This is a genomic window from Inquilinus sp. KBS0705 (assembly GCA_005938025.2).
GTDB lineage: Bacteria > Bacteroidota > Bacteroidia > Sphingobacteriales > Sphingobacteriaceae > Mucilaginibacter.
In genome coordinates, this window is the sequence record VCCI02000002.1 from 102117 (window position 1) to 123336 (window position 21220).

At 42.0% G+C, this 21220-nt stretch carries 21 protein-coding genes; all 21 read right to left on the bottom strand.

Features of this window, described 5'->3' with window-relative positions; translation table 11 throughout:
• Positions 1-5 precede the first annotated feature (5 nt).
• Complete coding sequence (locus FFF34_011735; GenBank protein ID TSD64574.1) at positions 6-3110, bottom strand: TonB-dependent receptor; 3105 nt, start codon at positions 3108-3110, stop codon at positions 6-8.
• A 129-nt stretch (positions 3111-3239) separates the two neighbouring features.
• Positions 3240-3737, bottom strand: coding sequence for an acetyl-CoA carboxylase biotin carboxyl carrier protein subunit (locus tag FFF34_011740; protein TSD64575.1), 498 nt, complete (start codon positions 3735-3737; stop codon positions 3240-3242).
• 8 nt (positions 3738-3745) lie between these two features.
• A complete protein-coding gene (locus tag FFF34_011745) occupies positions 3746-4408 on the bottom strand; it encodes a DUF4159 domain-containing protein (protein ID TSD64576.1) in 663 nt (220 codons plus the stop codon).
• The gene (locus FFF34_011750) at positions 4405-5112 is read right to left on the bottom strand and encodes a 16S rRNA (uracil(1498)-N(3))-methyltransferase (protein TSD64577.1); all 708 of its coding nucleotides are present in this window, start codon (positions 5110-5112) and stop codon (positions 4405-4407) included. The genes FFF34_011745 and FFF34_011750 overlap by 4 nt, the downstream gene beginning before the upstream one ends.
• A gap of 10 nt (positions 5113-5122) precedes the next feature.
• Positions 5123-6463 carry an HlyC/CorC family transporter gene (locus tag FFF34_011755; GenBank protein TSD64578.1) on the bottom strand — a complete coding sequence of 447 codons (1341 nt, stop codon included), beginning with the start codon at positions 6461-6463 and terminating at the stop codon, positions 5123-5125.
• Positions 6464-6470: 7 nt separating this feature from the next.
• Positions 6471-7016, bottom strand: coding sequence for an inorganic diphosphatase (locus FFF34_011760; protein TSD64579.1), 546 nt, complete (start codon positions 7014-7016; stop codon positions 6471-6473).
• Between the two features lie 6 nt (positions 7017-7022).
• Positions 7023-7670, bottom strand: a complete 648-nt coding sequence (locus FFF34_011765; GenBank protein ID TSD64580.1) for a DedA family protein — start codon at positions 7668-7670, stop codon at positions 7023-7025.
• Positions 7671-7998: 328 nt separating this feature from the next.
• Positions 7999-9384, bottom strand: coding sequence for an NADH-quinone oxidoreductase subunit N (locus tag FFF34_011770; GenBank protein TSD64581.1), 1386 nt, complete (start codon positions 9382-9384; stop codon positions 7999-8001).
• A 148-nt stretch (positions 9385-9532) separates the two neighbouring features.
• Positions 9533-9913, bottom strand: coding sequence for a four helix bundle protein (locus FFF34_011775; protein TSD64582.1), 381 nt, complete (start codon positions 9911-9913; stop codon positions 9533-9535).
• Positions 9914-9956: 43 nt separating this feature from the next.
• Positions 9957-11423, bottom strand: a complete 1467-nt coding sequence (locus FFF34_011780; protein TSD64583.1) for an NADH-quinone oxidoreductase subunit M — start codon at positions 11421-11423, stop codon at positions 9957-9959.
• 23 nt (positions 11424-11446) lie between these two features.
• Positions 11447-13351 carry an NADH-quinone oxidoreductase subunit L gene (nuoL, locus tag FFF34_011785; GenBank protein ID TSD64584.1) on the bottom strand — a complete coding sequence of 635 codons (1905 nt, stop codon included), beginning with the start codon at positions 13349-13351 and terminating at the stop codon, positions 11447-11449.
• A 104-nt stretch (positions 13352-13455) separates the two neighbouring features.
• Positions 13456-13785, bottom strand: a complete 330-nt coding sequence (gene nuoK, locus FFF34_011790) for an NADH-quinone oxidoreductase subunit NuoK (GenBank protein TSD64585.1) — start codon at positions 13783-13785, stop codon at positions 13456-13458.
• Positions 13785-14294, bottom strand: a complete 510-nt coding sequence (locus FFF34_011795) for an NADH-quinone oxidoreductase subunit J (GenBank protein ID TSD64586.1) — start codon at positions 14292-14294, stop codon at positions 13785-13787. Before FFF34_011795 ends, nuoK begins: the two co-directional genes overlap by 1 nt.
• 63 nt (positions 14295-14357) lie before the next feature.
• Complete coding sequence (locus tag FFF34_011800) at positions 14358-14855, bottom strand: NADH-quinone oxidoreductase subunit I (protein TSD64587.1); 498 nt, start codon at positions 14853-14855, stop codon at positions 14358-14360.
• Positions 14856-14872: 17 nt separating this feature from the next.
• Positions 14873-15904, bottom strand: a complete 1032-nt coding sequence (gene nuoH / locus FFF34_011805) for an NADH-quinone oxidoreductase subunit NuoH (GenBank protein ID TSD64588.1) — start codon at positions 15902-15904, stop codon at positions 14873-14875.
• Complete coding sequence (locus FFF34_011810) at positions 15904-16902, bottom strand: 2Fe-2S iron-sulfur cluster binding domain-containing protein (GenBank protein ID TSD64589.1); 999 nt, start codon at positions 16900-16902, stop codon at positions 15904-15906. The genes nuoH and FFF34_011810 overlap by 1 nt, the downstream gene beginning before the upstream one ends.
• A gap of 125 nt (positions 16903-17027) precedes the next feature.
• A complete protein-coding gene (nuoF, locus tag FFF34_011815) occupies positions 17028-18392 on the bottom strand; it encodes an NADH-quinone oxidoreductase subunit NuoF (GenBank protein TSD64590.1) in 1365 nt (454 codons plus the stop codon).
• On the bottom strand, positions 18392-18916 hold the full coding sequence (locus tag FFF34_011820; GenBank protein ID TSD64591.1) for an NAD(P)H-dependent oxidoreductase subunit E: 525 nt from the start codon (positions 18914-18916) through the stop codon (positions 18392-18394). Before FFF34_011820 ends, nuoF begins: the two co-directional genes overlap by 1 nt.
• The gene (locus FFF34_011825; protein ID TSD64592.1) at positions 18909-20120 is read right to left on the bottom strand and encodes an NADH-quinone oxidoreductase subunit D; all 1212 of its coding nucleotides are present in this window, start codon (positions 20118-20120) and stop codon (positions 18909-18911) included. The genes FFF34_011820 and FFF34_011825 overlap by 8 nt, the downstream gene beginning before the upstream one ends.
• Before the next feature lie 5 nt (positions 20121-20125).
• Positions 20126-20629, bottom strand: a complete 504-nt coding sequence (locus FFF34_011830) for an NADH-quinone oxidoreductase subunit C (GenBank protein ID TSD64593.1) — start codon at positions 20627-20629, stop codon at positions 20126-20128.
• Positions 20629-21171 carry an NADH-quinone oxidoreductase subunit B gene (locus FFF34_011835; protein TSD64594.1) on the bottom strand — a complete coding sequence of 181 codons (543 nt, stop codon included), beginning with the start codon at positions 21169-21171 and terminating at the stop codon, positions 20629-20631. The genes FFF34_011830 and FFF34_011835 overlap by 1 nt, the downstream gene beginning before the upstream one ends.
• Positions 21172-21220 lie beyond the last annotated feature (49 nt).

The window sequence follows — 21220 nt, forward strand, 5'->3', positions numbered from 1 at the left end:
ATTTATTATAATCCAATATTTACTCCAAAAGTAATGGTACGAGGTTGTGGTGCCGAATAAAAATCAACACCAAGGTTTATGTTTGTAGCCTGGTAATCGGCATTAACCTCGGGGTCCCATCCCTTATATTTAGTAACCAGGAACAAGTTATATGCGTTCATAAACACCCTTGCTTTTGCAACCTTAATTTTAGACAATATACTTTGCGGGATGTTGTATCCAAACATTACTGTTTTACACCTTAGGTATGAGCCACTTGATAAATAACGGCTTGATGCATTGGTTCCGTTGGCATAAAATAGCCTTGGTTCAGGTACATCTGTTATATCTCCCGGTTTATCCCAGTATTTCATTTGATCTACCGTTTGATTATCAAAACCATTACTTGCGCTTGCGCTCATGTACTGGCCACCACCTGCAAATATTTTATTGCCTGCGGCACCTTGTAAGGTTACCGATAGATCAAACCCTCCGTATGCGAAACTGTTGGTAAAGCCCCCGGTGTACTTTGGTGTAGGGTTACCCAATACTACGTTTTGTGCAACGTTATAATCAGCAGTTTTATTTCTGTCTAAATTGCCGTTAGCGTCCTTTGTATTTACATAATACAATGCGTCGCCATTAGCCGGGTCAACTCCCGCATATTCGCGGCCATAAAATACCCCAATTGGCTGGCCTTCAATAACCCGGTTCAAATCGTTGGTTCCTAAAATCTGTCCGTTTACGTAAGTGACTACGTTTTTATTGTATGCCCCATTAATACTGGTTGTCCATCTAAATTTCCCAACAAACACATCGGCCGACAGGGTAAGTTCTAACCCCTGATTATATAACTTTCCTAAGTTTTGTGTTTGTGTAGATATCCCTAAAGTACCCGGTATATTTACGTTCAACAGCAAATCGCGGGTGTTTTTACGATAATAATCAAATTCACCTGTGAAGCGGTTGTTAAAAAAGCCAAATTCAACACCAGCGTCAAATTGTGCGGTGGTTTCCCACTTTAAATTTGGGTTACCAATTTGATAATATCGCTGTCCTGCTGTTCCGTTATATCCGGCATCACCAGAAAATAAACCTAAAGCAGCATAGTTACCAATTTCGGCATTTCCTGTTAAACCATAGCTTGTTTTAAGTTTTAAATTACTTAGGGTGTTGGAATTTTTAAGAAAATCCTCTTGCGAAAGTATCCATCCTGCTGAAGCAGCCGGGAAAAAACCATACCTGTTGTTTGCACCAAACCTTGATGATGCATCCGTTCTGGCACTTACAGATAAAAGATACTTACTTTTATACGCGTAATTAGCTCTTCCAAAATACGAAACAAAACTGTACTCGTTTTGAGTTGATGTACCACCTGATTTTACTGCGGCAGATTCAATTTGTTTATATGCATCAGATGGGAACTGCTGTCCTTGTATATCATTACCCACAAAATGGCTGTACTCATAACTCATACCACCGGTAATGTCTAAAGCATGGTCGCTTGCAAATACATTTTTATAGGTAACATAATTATTCACCGTATAATGAATAATGCTGTTGTTGGTATTCTCACCAGATCCATTTTCCTGCCCGGTATTTCTGAAGGTTAACCTACCGTAGTAGCTGTCTTCATTTTGGTTAGTTTGGTCTACACCAAATTCCGAACGGAAACTTAGTTTTTTTACGATCTGCCAGTTTGCAAAAATATTGCCCAACGTTCTATATATAGTTGTGTTATAATAGGAATTGGCCACATTTAACAATGGGTTATAATAAACAGGGAAGTTACTTGCTGCCCCAGGCAAACTACCGCTTAACAGCCCGCTGCGTGGATCTATAAGCGGAGTTATAGGCGATAAAGCCACAATTTGCATTGGTGTAGAAAACTGGTTATCGGATGATAAGCGATTGTTTAAATTACTGGTAAAGTTAAGATTCATGCCTACTTCAAGTGTGCTGAATACCTTGCTTGTTAAATTTAAACGGCCCGAGTATCTTTTTAGGGCGTTTGCCACCAAAATACCTTTTTGGTTGAGGTATTGGCCGCCAATATAATAAGTGGTTTTATCGTTACCCCCCGTTATATTTAGATCGTACTGCTGTTGCGGAGCTTTTTGATAGGCCAAGTTTTCCCAATTAGTGTTAACTGCCGTATAATCGGTATTACCTGCTGCATACCTGGTAAGTCTGCTTTCAACAAAATCTTGCTCATCAGCAATTGCAGCATCAACCGTGGCATAATCAGGGTTAGTCGGGTCTTGGTTTGCAAAATCCAACTTGCCTGCACCAATAGCAGCGCGCCTTAAAATTTGCACATATTGTGTTGAATTAAGAAACTGCATATGCCTTGATGGTTTATTTGTCCCCCACTGCGATGAAAAGTTAATATGCGACTGTCCGGCTTTCCCTTTTTTTGACGTAAGTAATATTACCCCATTTGAGGCCCTGGCACCATATATGGCCGATGCCGCAGCATCTTTTAGCACATCAACAGATTCTATATCATTAAAGTTGATATCGGCCAAAGGATCGCTTGAAGCGGATATACCTGAAATATCGGCCTGGTTTAATATAATTCCATCCAATACAACCAAAGGTTGGGTGCCGGCAGAAATAGATGCCTGGCCACGAACGTTTATTTTAATACCCTGGCCCAGTTTACCATTATTTGCCTGAACAACCACCCCGGCTGAGCGACCCTGAATAGCTTGCTCAATTGAAGTAACCGGTGTGCCCTCAATCTCTTTTGAAGTAACCCGCGAAATGGCCCCGGTAATATTTTGTCTTTTTTGCGTACCGTAGCCTACTACAACTACTTCATTAAGTACTTTAGAGTCTGTACCTAATTGGGCATTAATAACATTGCCGCTAATAGGTAAATCAACATCTTTATAGCCAACAAATTTAAATACAAGCGTAGTAGCGCCCGAAGGTACCGAAAGCCTGTAATTACCAGAGATATCGGTTTGTGTGCCAATGGTTGGACTTCCTTTAACAGTAACGCTTACCCCCGGCAATGCGGAACCGTCCTTCTGATCTGTTACTTTTCCGGTTATCACTACGTTTTGGCTAAACGCGAGTGTAACGCACGCAAAAAGAATCAGGCACGATAGTAAAATTTTCTTCATAAAGTGATGCTTTTGTTAATTGAGAAGTAATTTCACAATAAAAAAGCACAAAACCAACAAAAGGCATATGTATTTATCCCTTTTGTTAAAATATTATTAAGAAATGTTCGTTTGTCGCAATTGTTTCGGCTAAAAAAGAATTAATATCTGCCCCTTTTCAACTTTATCACCGGGTTTTATTTTAATTGTTTTTACAACAACATTCGCCGGCGATTTGATAATGTTTTCCATCTTCATTGCCTCTAATACAAACAGGTTATCTCCTTTTTTCACCGCCGCCCCTTCTTCAACTAAAACCTTTAATACCATGCCGGGCATCGGTGCTTTTATATCGCTTATTTTGGCAGTATTTAAGTTACTCAGTCCCATTTTATCCAGTAGCACATCAAATTCATCTTTTGCGGCAACAGTATATATATTGTTGTTGACCTTTATCTCGGCCGTTTTAGCTTCTTTATCAAAGCTGATTACCTCGGCGGTGTATGAAGCATTATTGTTGATGATATGATAAAGCAATTTGTTTAGTTGTTTGATATCAGCGTCAATAATATCCGTATTAACTACTAAGGCAGCTGCTGCCCTGTCAACTTCAAAATCGTACGTACTGTTAACCTTTATCTTATACATCGCTCTTACTATTTAGTAAACACATATTGTATCATATTTGCGCCCATCCTAAGGGCTTTTAAGCGCGCCTCTTGCGTATCGCCTGCATAGGTGCCGTAATCTTCCCAGCCATTGCCCAAGTCGCACTCATAGGTGTAAAAGCACACCAGGCGGCCTTTATATATCAACCCAAATCCCTGCGGGCGTTTACCATCATGCTCGTGTATTTTTGGCAATCCTGCCGGGAAGTTAAACTTTTGATGATATATAGCATAGTTTACGGGCAATTCAACAAAATCAAGCTCGGGGAATACCTTCTTCATTTGCGGGCGGATAAACTTGTCAAAGCCGTAGTTATCATCAATGTGCAAAAAGCCCCCGCTAATTAAGTATTTACGCAGATTTGCAGCCTCTAAATCACTAAATACCACATTGCCGTGGCCTGTCATAAATATAAAAGGATAATTAAACAATTGCTCGCTGCCCGCCTCTACCACCTCTTCTTCGGGCTCAAAGTTGGTTTTTAAATTGACATTGCAAAATTTGATCAGGTTAACCAATGCGGTACGGTCGCCATACCAATCGCCGCCGCCATTGTATTTAAGCCGGCCCATTTTGTATGATGGCGCAGTAAAGCTGCTGATGCAAAGCACCAGTGTTATAAAAGCGGTAATACAAATGCTTTTCTTCATCGGTTTAAAAAGTTTACCTCAAAACAGGCTTCCAAGCCGGCTGTCTCTGTCCGCAAACGGCTTTCACCTAAAGTTATGGGTTTAAAACCGTTATGCAAAGCCATATCCACTTCAGCCGGGGTAAAATCGCCTTCGGGGCCTATCAATATTAAATAACGGCTTTGTTTTAGTATTGATTGTGCCAAATCCACTTTTTCGCCATCGGCACAATGAGCTATAAATTTTTGCCCGTCAAATGGTTTCTTTAAGAATTGGTTTAGCGGAGTAACAGGATTTAAAACCGGATGATAAGCCTTTATGGACTGTTTAATGGCCGAAGTGATGATCTTATCCAACCGCTCTATCTTGGCATCTTTACGTTCAGATCGCTGGCAGATGATAAGCGATATTTCATCGATACCTATCTCGGTCGCTTTTTCTAAAAACCACTCGATCCTGTCGAGGTTTTTTGTAGGTGCTATAGCAATATGTAAATAGTGGTTGCGCTTGTTGTATGCGTTAATGACGTTGTTGATTTGCAGTATGGTGCGCTTGGGGTGAGCATCTTTAATTTCGGCTTTATAAAGGCCGCCTTTTCCATCTATTAACGTTACTTCATCGCCATTAACCAGGCGCAAAACGCGCACGGCGTGCTTGCTTTCTTCTTCGCTTAAAAAGTATTGGGATAATGAAGAATCAATATCGGGGGTGTAAAAAAGCTGCATAGTATAATTACTAATGTAAATCTACAGCGTCCTCTTCGTTTATCAGCAACTCCAGCTTTACAGATTCAATATTTTGATCGGATTTTTTTAGCACCGTAATATTATATCCGTTAGATTCTTTTTGCTCACCTACATCAGGTATTTTCCCGAATATATCGCCTAACCAGCCAGATACGGTATCAAAATCGCCATCCTCGGGCAAATCATGCGGCAGGTGCTCGTTCACGTCATAAATTGGGGCAAGCGCATTTACCACAAATTCGCGGTCGTTTATTTTTTCAACAATTGGCTTTTCTTCATCAAACTCATCCTGTATCTCGCCAACAAGTTCTTCAACAATATCCTCAAGTGTAACCATGCCCGCTGTGCCGCCAAACTCGTCTGATACAATGGCTATTTGTATGCGCTTTTGCTGCAGTTCGGCCATCAGGTCGTTTATTTTTTTGGTCTCGGGGATAAAATATGGCTTACGTATAATGTCTTTTAATACGATTGACTCGTTACGGGCAAGTAAAGGCAAAATATCTTTAGCATGTACAATACCAATGATCTTATCAATCACCTCATCATAAACCGGCATGCGCGAATAGCCTTCGGTTATTAATATCTCCAGCAACTCCTCTTTGGTTGTGCTTACCTCTATACCCGATATTTTGGTGCGGGGTACCATTATGTTTTTAACTACGCGCTCGTTAAAATCAAACACATTTTGTATAAGCTCGTGCTCGTTAGAGTCGAGCGCGCCGGTTTCCTTGCCTTGCTCAAGCAGGTACTGCAATTCTTCGGAACTATGGTGTGCCTCGCCGCCTTCTAAAGTTGTTATACCGAAAAGCTTTAAAATAAAGTTAGCGAAACCGTTTAACAGCCATATAAACGGCCTGAAAACCACAAAGAAAAACCTAAGCGGTAACGATACAGCTAATGTAGTACGCACCGATTTTTGTATGGCTAATGATTTTGGTGCCAATTCACCAAATACAATATGAAGGATAGTAATAGTTGTAAAGGCTACAACGTGGCTGGCCGTTTCAAAACCCGGAGAAATGTGGATGCCTACTTTTACAAAAGCACTTAATACTATATTAGTAACCACACCCTCGCCTACAACACCCAAGCCAAGTGATGCTATGGTAATACCCAATTGCGTTGCCGCCAGGTATCCATCAAGGTTATGCAAAATGCCGCGGGCTACTTTAGCAACGCCGCTGCCGGCTTTAGCTTTTATCTCTATTTGCGAGCCACGCACCCTTACCATGGCAAACTCAGCGGCTACAAAAAAGCCGTTAAGCAGAACCAAAAATATGGTTAGGAAAATATAAAATACGTTTATCTCGTAGGGTCCGGGGTCCATCAATTATTTATTGGTAAACGGGGAAAGTTGCTTTATATAGCTCCAAACTTTCGGCAATTACTTTATGTGCGTATCTAACACCTAACAGATGCTCGATAGTTACATTTTTGTCTTCGAGTTTTTTGTAATCCTTAAAAAAACGAACGATCTCTGTCATGGTGTGTGGCGGTAATTCGGCCAAATCATTTATATAATTAACCGACATATCGTTTTTTGCAACTGCAATTATCTTATCGTCTTGTTCGCCGTTATCAACCATATGCATCACGCCAACAACCTTCGCCTCAATGATAGACATCGGGAATACATCAATAGAACACAATACCAAAATATCCAAGGGATCTTTATCGTCGCAATAGGTTTGTGGTATAAACCCGTAGTTAGCAGGGTACATTACCGATGAGAATAAAACCCGATCGAGTTTTAACAACCCCGACTCTTTATCTATTTCATATTTAGCTTTTGACCCTTTAGGGATCTCGATGATCGCGTTTACTATTTCAGGAATGTTATCACCCGGTGAAACCTGATGCCAGGGATGCTGTGTGCTCATGTATATTTAGTTGTTTTGTTCGTCCTTTGATTTTACAAACCTTCTTCGGAGGTAAGCAATAACCAGCGGAATTGTTGTTATTATTATTAATCCTAATATGATGTATTGCAGGTAATCCTTTAACTCGGGATACCTGCGGCCCAAAAAATAACCGGCAAGTGTTAAAGTGGTAACCCATCCTACACTGCCAATTATATTGTATAAAGTAAACTTCTTAAGGTCTACTTTAACAATACCTGCAAATATAGGAGCAAATGTTCTAACTATGGGGAAAAATCTGCCTAAAATAAGCGCCATGCCACCATATTTAGCATAAAACTCTTCGGCAACGGCTATATAACGCTTTTTGAAGAAGAATGAATCGTTTTTACTGAATAGCACAGGCCCCGTTCGGTAACCAAACCAGTAGCCCGTGTAGTTGCCCAAAATACCCGATGCTATCAGGCTGAGTACCAGTATATATATAGGAACCTGTATAATACCGGCTGCGCTTAGCAACCCTGCCAAAAACAATAAATAATCTCCCGGTAAAAAAAACCCGAAGAATAGCCCGGTTTCGGCAAATACTACAATAAGCAGCAGCACAAAGCCACCATCACTTATTATAGACCGCGCATCCGTTAAATTTTGCAGGTGTTCCCAAAAATTTTCCATTAACTATATCCGTAAAACTACAAATATTAAATCAAATAGCTTTAATGCTCATGGATTAAATAAGGGGGGCCTATTAAAAATAATCCTGACAGGGCTGGCTTGCATTAGTGGATATATAGCCTTTAAACTTTTCACTATTAGCTGTAAAGCATTCCACTTTTTTGTTGATTACAGCAGGAATTTTTGCATTTTTTTCGTTACCCCGCTCTCACTAATATAAAATTTTATTCCACATAAAAAAGTAAATCAAAGCATTTTTCTTTGGTCGACGATACGCCGATGCCAAATAATGAAAGCGAAATTAGTTTTAATGTGCTTGCCTAATCTACTAAATAAGGCCCGATATGAAGGCCGGATAGATACCGATAACGATGGTTACCAACGCCGAAAACCCTAATACAAATTTGTAGTAAGCGGGTACTTCAACCTCGGCACGTTCGGCACTGCGGAAGTACATGGCAATGATAACGCGGAAGTAATAGAATATACTAATGATAGCGTTTATAACAGCTATAATAACCAACCAATATTTGTATTGCGCCAATGCGCCCGAAAACATGTAAAACTTGCCAATAAACCCTGCGGTAAGCGGTATACCAGCTAATGACAACATACTTACCGTTAATACAAACGCCAGGAAAGGGTTGCGTTTTGCAAGGCCGTTAAAGCCTTCAAAGTTGTCACTGCCGGTTTGTTGCCTTACTAATATCAAGCCGCCAAATGCGATGATAGAAGCTATAGAATAAGCCGTAGCATACACAAACACCGAATTTGCCGAACCAGCCCCAATAGCTACTATGGCAAACAATAAATATCCTGCATGTGATATACTGGAAAATGCCAGCATCCTTTTAAAGCTTTGCTGATATAAGGCGGTAATGTTGCCGATAAATAATGTAACAATAGTTATTACTAATAAAACCGGTGCCCAAAAATCTGACATTAGTATAAAGCAGGCCGAGAATAAACGCAGGAACGCCGCAAAACCGGCTGCTTTAACTACGGTTGACATGTAGGCGGTTATTAACGATGGTGCACCTTCGTAAACATCCGGTGTCCAGAAGTGGAAAGGGGCAGCACCAACCTTAAAGCATAAACCTATAATTATCAAAAGTATCCCGGTATAAAATATCGGGTCGATATCATGCGGGTGGGCGGTTACATAATCGCGTATGGCATCCAGGTCAAATGAACCTGAAGCGCCATAAATTAAGGTGATACCAAACAACAGGAAGCCGGTTGAGAATGCCCCCATCAGGAAGTACTTTAACGCCGCTTCGTTTGAAGCGAAATCACTTTTACGTATACCCGCCAATATGTATAAACTTACCGACATTATCTCGATGCCGATAAACAGCATCACCAGGTTGTGGTACGATACCATTACAATAATACCGGCTAACGAGAACAATACGATAGCATAGTACTCTGCAATGTTCTTGCTTATACGTTCAAAATACCCCTTAGACAGCATCAGTATCAGTATAGTAGATATTATGCTGATCGCAGAAAAAGCAACCGAATAATTGTTGAACAACATCATTCCGTTATAAATAACAGGGGCACTGTTTTGTGGCGTCCAATCCATTATTGCGGCACCTAAAGCCACTAACAGGCCTACAATAGTAACCGGCAGTAATGCTTTTTGAGCTTTATACAAACCCAGGTACAAAAGCACTATAGGCAAAACAGATATGATGATTAAAGTGGTCATGTTTAAATTTCTAAAACCTAAATTCTAAATCCTAATCTCTAAAACCTAAATTCTAATCTCTAAATCTTAAAACTTAAATTCTAATCTCTAAATCCCAAAATGCTAAGCGGTATATCTTACGCTTCAAATTCTAAGATCCGACCGGAATTTATAACTCACGGTTTATTTGTTTCATTTTTTCGAGTATCGCGCCAAAAATACGCATCAACTCAGTTGCTTCTTGCATTAAAGCAGTCCGGTTTGCCTCTAATGGTGTTGCTATATCTATCAGCTTAAACCACAACAGGCTTTCCTTAGCCTCTTTTCTGCAAATCTTAATTCTATGCGAATAATCGTTTCTACTAAAACTTTCATTCGCTTCTATCAAATTAGCCGCAACAGACCCTGAGGAACGTATTAGCTGTTTATAGTATTCGATATTATGTATCGACTTATCTATCCTTTTTAAAAACTCTTTTGTGCCATTGGCAAATTCAAATGTCCTGTCTTCAAGGTCATATTTCTTTGCCGATGGCCTTCCTTCATCCACTTCTAATTTTTAGAGTTTAGATATTAGATTTTAGAATTTAACCTTAAAACTTACTATTTACAAACTTCGCGCTTACCGATTCAACTAAATTGGTTACCGCCGCTTCTGATATATGTAGTATAGGCTGCGGATAAACCCCTATGCCTATAATTAAAACGCAGATAATACCCAGCACTAATTTTTCCGAACCTGCTATATCGGTAAATGTGGCTGTTAGTTCGTTTAACTCGCCCTGCATTACATTTTTGTACATACGCAGCATGTATACCGCGCCAAATATGATGGTTAAGCCTGCAACCGCTGCAAACCAAATGTTATAGTTAAATACCCCTTTAAGTAACAAAAACTCGCCTACAAAACCATTGGTTAATGGCAAGGCAACTGTACCTAAAACAATAATTAAAAATGCTATAGAGAAGTTAGGCGCAACTTTGGCAATACCGCCCAGACTGCTTATATCCCTTGTGTTTAAACGGCGGCTGATAATATCCCATATAAAAAACATACCCACCACGTTGATACCATGGCTTAGCATCTGTATCATGGCGCCTTGTACGCCTTGTGTGGTCCAGGCAAAAATACCCGCGGCAATAAGGCCAACGTGTGCTATTGACGAGTAGGCCACCAATCGCTTGCCGTCTTTTTGGTTAAATGCAATTAACGAGGCATATACAATTCCAATAACCGATAATACGATCACCAAGTTTTGCCACTGTAAAAAGCCAACCGGCGCATTGGGTATTAACCAGCGGATAACGCCATAAATACCCATTTTTAGCATGATACCTGATAGCATCATTGTACCTGCCGATGGTGATTCGGTATAGGTATCGGGCTGCCAGGTATGCAGCGGGAATATCGGCATTTTGATAGCAAAGGCCAGGAAGAATGCCCAAAACACCCAGTTTTGATGGCTGGCATCTAAGGTTAATGCGTAAAACGAATGCAGGTCGTAAACCTTACCTGGCGTTTGCAGGTACAGGTAAATAATACCCAACAGCATAAACAACGAGCCGGCAAAGGTGTAAATGAAAAACTTAATAGTAATACGGATGCGGTTTTCGCCGCCCCACAAGGCACATATAAAATAAATAGGTATTAGTGCTGCTTCCCAGCCCACGTAAAATAAAAACCCATCTAAAGCGGTAAATACGGTAAGTAAACCTGCTTGCATAAACAATATCAATGCATAAAAGGCATTCGCGTTTTTATACTGATGCTGGTAGGTTGTTAATATAATTAATGGTACCAATACGGTGGTAAGCAATACCATTACCATGCTAATGCCATCAATACCGGCGTTAAAATAAACGCCCAGTTTAGGTATCCACGGCAGCTCAATTGCGTACTGTACAGATGCATCGGGAACAAAGCCGGCTAAAAAAAAGATGGCAATGGCCAGCTCGGCTACGGCAAAAAATAACGCCACGTGCTTTGCAGCCTCGTTCTTAAATAACAACACTACAAGTGCTGCCACTATCGGTAAAAAAAGTAATATACTAACCGTCATTTTATATATTAAAACGCTATCGCTTATATCCTAACTAAACTGTACACCAAAATGGCAATAATACCTACCACCATCATAAATATGTAAAAGCCTACGTTGCCTGTTTGTAAAAGGCGCAAACCTTTGCTTGCCTCAATCGAACTTTTGCCTAATCCGTTAACAAAGCCATCAATACCGCTAAGCTCAACCACTTTGTAAAAGAATACCGATAGGGCATCTAATGGCTTGCGTATCACTTTATCATACAACTCATCAATATAAAACTTATGGTACGATAAGTTGGCCAATGCAGGGCGTTCCTCCTGGTCAGCTACCGGCACGTGTGCTTTGCTTACATATTTGCTATAAGCATAACCCATAGCTACTATGGCGATAAGTACCGATGTACCCATCAATATCCATTCGGTATTACGGCTTAGCTCATGCTCGCCTAATAGTTTGGTAGATTGCTCAAATACCGGTGCTAAATAAGCGCCTAATTCGTGGTGGCCACCCATCACTGCCGGCACACCTATCATCCCGCCAATAGCAGATAATATAGCCAGCACAATAAGCGGGATAGTCATGTTTGCAGGCGACTCGTGCAAATGATGCTCTTGTTCGTGCGTTCCGCGAAACTTACCCCAAAAGGTAAGGTACATCATCCGGAACATATAGAAAGAGGTTAAGCCGGCTGTAATTACACCCACTACATAAAAGGTAGTGCTATGCGCAAAAGCGGCCGCTAAAATTTCGTCTTTTGAAAAGAAACCCGAGAACGGAGGGATACCTGCAATAGCTATTGTACCTACCAGCATGGTAATAAAAGTAACCTTGATGTTTCCTTTTAATCCGCCCATTTTGCGCATATCCTGCTCGCCGCCCATGGCATGGATTACAGAACCTGCACCCAAAAATAATAAGGCTTTAAAGAAAGCGTGAGTTAGTACGTGGAAGAAAGCGCCGGTGTAAGCACCAACACCCAAACCCAAAAACATATAACCTAATTGCGATACGGTTGAATAGGCAAGTACTTTTTTAATATCGGTTTGTGTTAAGGCAATTAATGCCGCGAAGGCAGCTGTAGCCAGCCCTACAATGGCAATTACTTCCATTGTATCTGGTGCTAAAGTAAACAGGATGTTTGACCGGGCTATCATATAGATACCCGCGGTAACCATTGTAGCAGCGTGTATTAATGCTGATACAGGCGTTGGGCCAGCCATAGCATCGGGTAACCAGGTAAATAAGGGCAACTGTGCTGATTTACCAACCGCACCTACAAATAATAATAAGGTGATCAATACGATAGGTGCACCTGCCGAAACAGCCGCTGATGCTTTGGGGAATATTTCGGCATAAGCAACGCTGCCAAATGTATTTACTAAAAGGAATATGCCCAACAAAAAGCCAAGGTCGCCTATGCGGTTCATCACAAATGCTTTTTTAGCTGCATCTGCATAGCTTGGGTTAGTGTACCAAAAGCCTATTAGCAGGTACGAGCATAAACCAACACCTTCCCAACCAATAAACATAATAACATAGTTGCTACCCATTACCAGCAACAGCATAAAAAACACAAACAGGTTTAAATAAGCGAAGAATTTGCCAAAACCCTTATCGTCGTGCATGTAGCCGATAGAATATAAATGGATAAGGAAACCTACCCCGGTTATGATCAATAGCATGATAGAGCTTAACTGATCTACCAGGAAAGAAAAAGGTATTTTAAAATTGCCTACGCTTATCCAATCGAATAAGGTAACGTTGATAGGAACACCTGATGATTTAATTTGAAAAAATGCGGCTACACTTATTCCGAAAGATACCAATACCAGCAAACTACCAATAGCACCTATCAGGTTTTTTGACAGCGCGTTTCGCCCAAGTCCGTTTATAACGAAACCGGCTAAAGGTAGTACAGGAATAAGCCAGATCAAATTGTTCATTATGTTGTTCGTTTTAACCCCCTAACCCCCTGAAGGGGGAATAGAAGTTTATTTCTTTTTTGTTAGCGCTCTCCAACTCCCCCTTCAGGGGGCTGGGGGGAATCCTACCACTTTAACCTGTTCAATACGTTAATATCGATAGAATTGGTGTTGCGGTATATCATTACTATAATGGCTAAACCTACTGCAACTTCGGCAGCGGCAAGGGCCATAATAAAAAACACAAAAACCTGCCCTGCCGCATCGCCACGGTAAACCGAAAATGCAGTAAGTAACAGGTTAACAGAATTTAACATCAGCTCAACCGACATGAATATGACGATGGCGTTGCGGCGTAACAACACGCCCATTACACCTATCGAAAAAATGATAGTGCTTAACAGGATGTAATGATTAAGCGGTACCGCTTGAATGGTATTGGTTAAACTTTCCATCAGATGGTTGCTTTAGGTTCTTTTGGATCTTTAGTTGCCAATAACACCGCACCAACCATTGCCGATAAAAGCAATACCGACGACACCTCAAAAGGCAATAAAAACTCGTTAAATAATACTTTACCCAGGTTTTTCACCAGGCCCAATCCCGGGTCTTTTAATACTACCGGTTCTGATGCGCCTATAAGTTTTAATGATGATACCAGCGCTACCGCTAAAACACCGCCACCAAATACGGCGGCTATTTTAACCATAAATGGCTTAACCGGTTCCGATTCTTTATTCAGGTTAATCAGCATCAGCGTATATAAAAACAACACCAGTATGGCACCCATGTAAACAATAAAGTTTACGATAGCCAAAAACTGCGCGTTAAGCAATATATAGTGAATGGTGAAAGTAAAAAAGGTGAGTATAAGGTACAATATACTGTGCACCGGGTTTTTTGCAGAGATAACCAGTATCGAAAAAAATATTGATAAAAACGCGATGAAGTAAAATGTACTCATGTTTATATTTTACAATATACCTTTGCCTTGTAAAAATAGCTGGGCAAAGGTATAAAACTTCTGTTATTGATTTAAGGGAGCCTCTACTAATTTGTCTTTACCGTAAATAAAATCTTTTCTCAAATAATCCGACGGTACGATATCACCATCCAGGTATATTGCCTCTTTAGGGCAAGCTTCTTCGCACAGGCCGCAAAAAATGCAGCGCAGCATGTTTATTTCGTATACAGCAGCGTATTTCTCCTCGCGGTATAAATGTTCTTCACCTTTTTGGCGCTCAGCTGCTGTCATGGTGATGGCTTCCGCCGGGCACGATAGAGCGCAAAGGCCGCAAGCGGTGCAACGCTCTTTACCGTTCTCATCACGCTTTAGCGAGTGCATACCCCTAAAGTTTTCCGAAAATTCGCGCTTCTCATCCGGGTAAGCAATTGTAACCGGCTTCCTAAAAAAGTGCTTCATGGTTATGCTTAAGCCCTGTACTATAGCAGGCAAGTAAGCCCTCTCCCAAAAATTGAGTGGCTTTATAGTTAATTGCTTCTTCTTATTACTTAACGATTCCATTTACTTAAACTCCCTCCTTAACTAAAAAAAGTAATAAAAATTCCGGTAATCACAATGTTGGCTATGGCCAATGGTATCAAAACCTTCCAGCCCAGGTCCATCAATTGATCGTACCTAAAACGTGGGATAGTCCAGCGCACCCACATAAAAAAGAATATGAATGCAAACACTTTTGCAAACATTACGGCTGTGCCTATCAAGGGGCCAACAACCGGGCCCACATGTGCAGCTACCCAATCCATACCCGGGTAGTTATAACCGCCCCAATAAAGGGTAGCCATTACTGCCGATGATATAAACATGTTAATGTACTCGGCAAACAAGTAAAAACCCAACTTCATGGATGAGTACTCGGTATGGTAACCGCCAACCAATTCGGTTTCGCACTCAGGCAAATCAAACGGTGTACGGTTGGTTTCGGCAAAGGCGCATATCAAAAACAATAAAAAGCCAACAGGTTGGTAAAGCACATTCCAGTGCCAGCCATGCTGCTGCTGGGCAATTTCGCCTAAGCTTAAGGTACCGGTAACCATTAACAGGGCGATGATAGAAAGCCCCATCGAAATTTCGTAACTGATGTTTTGTGATGCCGCGCGTATAGCACCCAATAACGAGTATTTATTGTTAGATGCCCAGCCGCCTATCATTACGCCGTAAACACCTAACGATACCACGCCGAATATGTATAATATACCTACGTTAATATCAGTGACCTGCAGCGGGATAACTTTATCGCCCACGGTAATATTTTGCCCCCATGGTATAACTGCCGAACCTATACAAGCTGTTAAAATAGCCAGCGATGGGCCAACTATAAACAAAAATGGTGTGGCATTGGTAGGGATGATCTCTTCCTTCATGAACATTTTAGCACCATCGGCCAGCGGCTGTAACATACCAAACGGGCCTGCACGGTTAGGGCCAACCCTATCCTGAAAAAAGGCCGCTATTTTACGTTCGGCATAGGTAGAGTACATAGCTACTACCAGGCTAATGGCAAAAATGACTACTATCAGCCCAAATTTTATGGCTATATCTGCTAATTCCATTACAGGCGTGTCTCCCTTTCAAATTGTTCTTTATTCGCTTCCATTAATACCGGGTTTGTTTTAACAACCGGCAGTGGTTTAAGCGTATCGTAGTGGTTTGAGCTGATAACAGATTTATGCGAAACTTTCCGCGGACCTTCTATTACCCAATCACTTGTTTTCTTTTTATCAAAACGGCAGGTATTGCAAATAAATTCTTCTGCCTCGCCGTATTCATCTTTACGCGCGGTTACACGTAATACATCTTCGCCTTTATACCACAGGGTTACTTTACCCCCGCAGCCTTCGGTATGGCAATCGCGGTGCGCTTCAACCGGCTTGGTAAACCAAACACGGTTTTTAAAGCGGAAAGTCCTGTCGGTTAACGCGCCTACCGGGCATACATCAATTACGTTACCGCTAAAGTCGTTATCAACGGCTTTGGTAATGTAGGTTGATATCTCTGAATGATCGCCACGGTTTAATATACCATGTATACGATGGTCGGTTATCTGGTCGGCAACAAATACACAACGGTAGCATAGTATGCAGCGCGTCATGTGTAATTGTATCTTATCGCCTATATCAATTCTTTCAAACGTGCGTCGGTCAAACTCATAACGTGTTTTGGCAGCACCATGCTCGTAACCCAGGTCCTGTAAATGGCACTCGCCGGCCTGGTCGCAAACAGGGCAATCCAGCGGGTGGTTTATCAATAACATTTCAACCACACCTTTGCGCGCTTCAATAACCTCAGGCGAAGTGATATTTTGCACTTCCATTCCATCCATTACTGTAGTACGGCAGCTTGCTACCAACTTAGGCATAGGGCGAGGGTCTTTTTCAGAACCCTTGCTTACTTTAACCAGGCAGGTACGGCATTTACCGCCACTACCTTCCAGCTTAGAGTAATAGCACATAGCAGGCGGAACAATATCACCACCTATCATCCTCGCGGCGTTTAGGATAGTTGTCCCAGCTTCTACTTCAATAGGAAATCCGTCTATCGTTACCTTCATTGACTTACGTCTTTATTATCGTTTCTGTCATTGCGAGCGATAGCGTGGCATCTTCTACACGCTTGTCGCAAACTTTTCTGTCGAGGATTGCTTCGTACCTCGCAATGACGCTTTGTTTTTCTTTATTAACTACCTGCCTCTTCCAATTTAGGAAGCGGATCTGCATAATGAGCAATCCCAAAATTACGGGTTGTTGCTTCATGTGGATGCGTTACATGCCATTCAAATTCATCCCTAAAGTGGCGTATAGCACTGGCAACCGGCCAGGCCGCAGCGTCACCTAATGGACAAATTGTATTTCCTTCAATTTTTTTAGATACATCAACCAGCAGGTCCATATCGCTCATTTTACCGTGGCCATATTCCAGGCGATGTAAAACCTTTTCCATCCAGCCGGTACCTTCGCGGCATGGCGAGCATTGCCCGCAGCTTTCGTGGTGATAAAAACGTGCGAAGTTCCAGGTGTTGCGTACAATACACTGGTCTTCATCGTAAGCTATAAAACCTCCCGAGCCCATCATGGTACCGCTAACAAAACCACCATCAGCTAATGATTCGTAGCTCATCAGGCGGGGTTCATTGTTTACGGTTTTCATAAACAGGTTAGCCGGCAATATTGGCACCGATGAACCGCCTGCAACAACGGCTTTTAAGCGTTTGCCATTGGCAATACCACCGCAGTATTCGTCGCTGTATAAAAATTCTTCAACTGGCAGGCCAAGGTCTATTTCGTAAACACCGGGTTTACGTAAGTTACCCCCTGCAGATATTAGTTTTGTACCGGTACTACGGCCGATGCCAATTTTGGCATATTCGTCGCCACCCTCGTTAATAATGGGCACAACGGCAGCAATCGACTCTACATTGTTTACCACTGTTGGGCAACCATATAGCCCCGCAATAGCCGGGAATGGTGGTTTTATACGTGGATTACCGCGCTTGCCTTCTAACGATTCTAATAACGCTGTCTCTTCGCCGCATATGTAGGCACCGCCACCGGGTTGTACATAAAGCTCCAGGTCGTAACCTGTGCCTAAAATATTTTTCCCTAAAAAGCCTTTGTTCTTTGCCTCGGCAATAGCTTTTTCGAGTATGCGTATCTGCGGCATCATTTCGCCGCGAACGTATATGTATGATGTTTTAGCACCCAGCGCATAACTGGCTACTATCATCCCCTCAATTAACAGGTGAGGGATGTAAGTCATCAAATAACGGTCTTTAAAAGTTCCTGGTTCCGATTCATCGGCATTGCATACCAGGTAACGGGCTACACCTTCGGGCTTGGCTAAAAAACTCCATTTCATCCCGGTAGGGAAACCTGCACCACCACGGCCACGCAAACCCGATTTTTTTACCTCCTCAACCACATCATCAGGCGATAGGGTTTTAAGGGCCTTTTCAACGGCAGCATAACCACCTTTTGAGCGGTAAACATCAAATGTATTGATGCCGGGTACGTTTATATGTTCTAAAAGTATTTTACGTGCCATTAGTTGTTCGCCTTTCCTTTCAGGTCACTTATCAGTTTATCAACCGACTCGGTGGTTAAGTTCTCATAAAAAGTATACTCGGGGCCAATTTGTAAAACCGGGCCAAAACCGCAGGCAGCTAAGCACTCTACACCTCTCCAACTAAATAAACCGTCGGGTGTTACGTCGCCTTCTTTTACGCCAAGCGCTTTTTCGACGTGGTTTAATATTTTGCTGGCACCTACTATTTCGCATGGGCCGGTACGGCAAACCTCCAGCATGTATTTGCCTTGCGGTTTTAAGAAGTACATGGTATAAAACGATGCCACCTCGTAAACTTCGATGGGTTGGATATCCAGGTATTCGGCAACTTTATCCATAGCCGGCGCGCTAACCCAGCCATACTCTGCCTGTACCAAATGCAGTATAGGCAACAGGGCCGATTTTTGTTTACCCACAGGGTAACGGCTAACAACATCAGCAAACTTGCTGATCAGCTCTGGTGAAAATGTTACCGGTGTATCGGTATTTTGTACACTAAGCATCTAACTCTCCGGCTATAACGTTTAAACTACTCATGTTAATAATAGCATCTGATAATAACATCCCCTGGCTCATTGGCGCGTACATCTGGTAATTGATAAAGCTTGGCCTGCGGAAATGTAAACGGTATGGCGAACGGCCACCGTCATTCACCAGGTAAAAGCCTAACTCGCCGTTTGCACCTTCAACCGCATGGTAAACCTCGGCAGTGGGGGTATCTACTTCGCCCATCACAATTTTAAAGTGATAGATCAAAGCTTCCATATTATTATATACTTCCTCTTTTGGAGGCAGGTAAAACGCGGGCACATCAGCATGGAAAACATCTGATGGCTCTTTTTCTATTTTGTTTAATGCCTGCTCAATTATGCGCAAGCTTTGCCACATCTCTTCGTTACGTACCAAAAAGCGGTTGTAAACGTCGCCGTTTTCGCCTACAGGTACTTCAAAATCAAAATCTTCATATGACGAGTATGGCTCCATGGCCCTTACATCATAATCTACACCGGCAGCGCGCAGTATAGGGCCTGTCCAGCTGTAGCTTAAGGCTGTTTCGGCAGTTACTGCTGCAACACCTTTAGTACGGTCAACAAATATGCGGTTGCGGTTAAAAAGGCTTTCAAATTCCTTTAAAACAGCAGGATAATCTTTTACAAACTTGCGTATTTTGTTAAAGGCTATATGGTTAAAATTACGCTCGAACCCGCCAATGCGACCAATGTTGGTGGTAAGGCGCGATCCGCAAATTTCTTCATATATCTCGTACACATGCTCGCGCCATTGCATCATGTAGGTAAAGCCGGTTAAAGCCCCGGTATCTACCCCTAAAATGGCGTTACAAACAATATGATCGGTAATACGCGCCAATTCCATGATAATTACACGCATGTAATCAACACGTTTTGGGGTTTGTATATTTAAAAGCTTTTCAACTGTCATGTGCCAGCCCATATTGTTTATGGGCGACGAGCAGTAGTTTAACCTGTCGGTAAGCGGGGTTATCTGATAAAAAGGGCGGTGCTCGGCAATTTTTTCGAATGCGCGGTGTATATAACCTATTGTTGATACGCCGCTAACAATACGTTCGCCATCCATCTGTAACACATTTTGGAACACGCCATGCGTTGCAGGGTGTGTTGGCCCCAGGTTGAGTGTCGAGTACTCGGTTTGCGGATCGTTGTCGGTATATACTGGGTGATTCTGCATTTATATTATCTCCCGAAAAAGTAATCTTTTTTATCAATACGGTTTGGATCTTCCAATGGAAATTCCTTTCTCATCGGGAATACGGTCATGTCATCAACATTCAATATCCTTCTAAGATCGGGGTGGCCGTCAAATATCACCCCAAAAAAGTCGTAAGTCTCGCGTTCCATCCAGTTAGCTCCATCCCAAATGGTTGATGCTGTAGGTATGTGTAAATCGTCAAGTGTCAAAAACACTTTTATACGTATGCGTGTATTAGTTGTTAAACTGTGCAGGTGATAAATTACACCTATTGGCTTTTCCTGCTCAGGGTAGTGAATTGCGGTTAGGTCTGTTAAAAAGATAAACTGCAACGCCGCATCTGTTTTTAAAAAGCTTAGCACATCAGTAATAACCTCTTTGTTGGTTTCAACGGTAAGCAAGCCAAAATCAGCACCGGTTTCAGTCACCTGTCCCGGGAACTTCTCACTAAGCTTTTGCAGTAATTCTTCCTTAGCTATTTTACCCATTATTGAATTCCGTATTTAGCAAGTAAAGCCTGATATTTCGGCTCTTCGCGACGGCGAAGTGTTTCTGTTTGTACTAATTTTTGGATAGCCATAAAGCCATCTATGATAGCTTCGGGGCGGGGAGGGCAACCTGGTACGTAAACATCTACCGGGATAACCTCGTCTATACCCTGCAATACCGAATAAGTATCAAAAATACCCCCGCTTGATGCGCAGGCACCAACAGCCATAACCCAACGTGGTTCGGCCATTTGCAGGTAAACCTGGCGTAAAACAGGGCCCATTTTTTTAGATATGGTACCCATTACCATTAAAAGATCGGCCTGGCGTGGCGAAAAACTTAAGCGTTCCGCACCAAACCTCGAAAGATCGTAATGCGAACCCATGGTAGCCATAAACTCGATACCGCAGCATGATGTTGCGAATGGTAATGGCCATAAAGAGTGTGAGCGAGCCAAACCAACAGCCTGATCAAGCTTGGTGGCAAAAAATCCTGACCCTTCTAATCCCGCAGGAGCCTCAACTATTTGAATATCACTCATGAATTATCCTCAAATAAATAAACCCAACAACTTACGCTGATGGGACAAA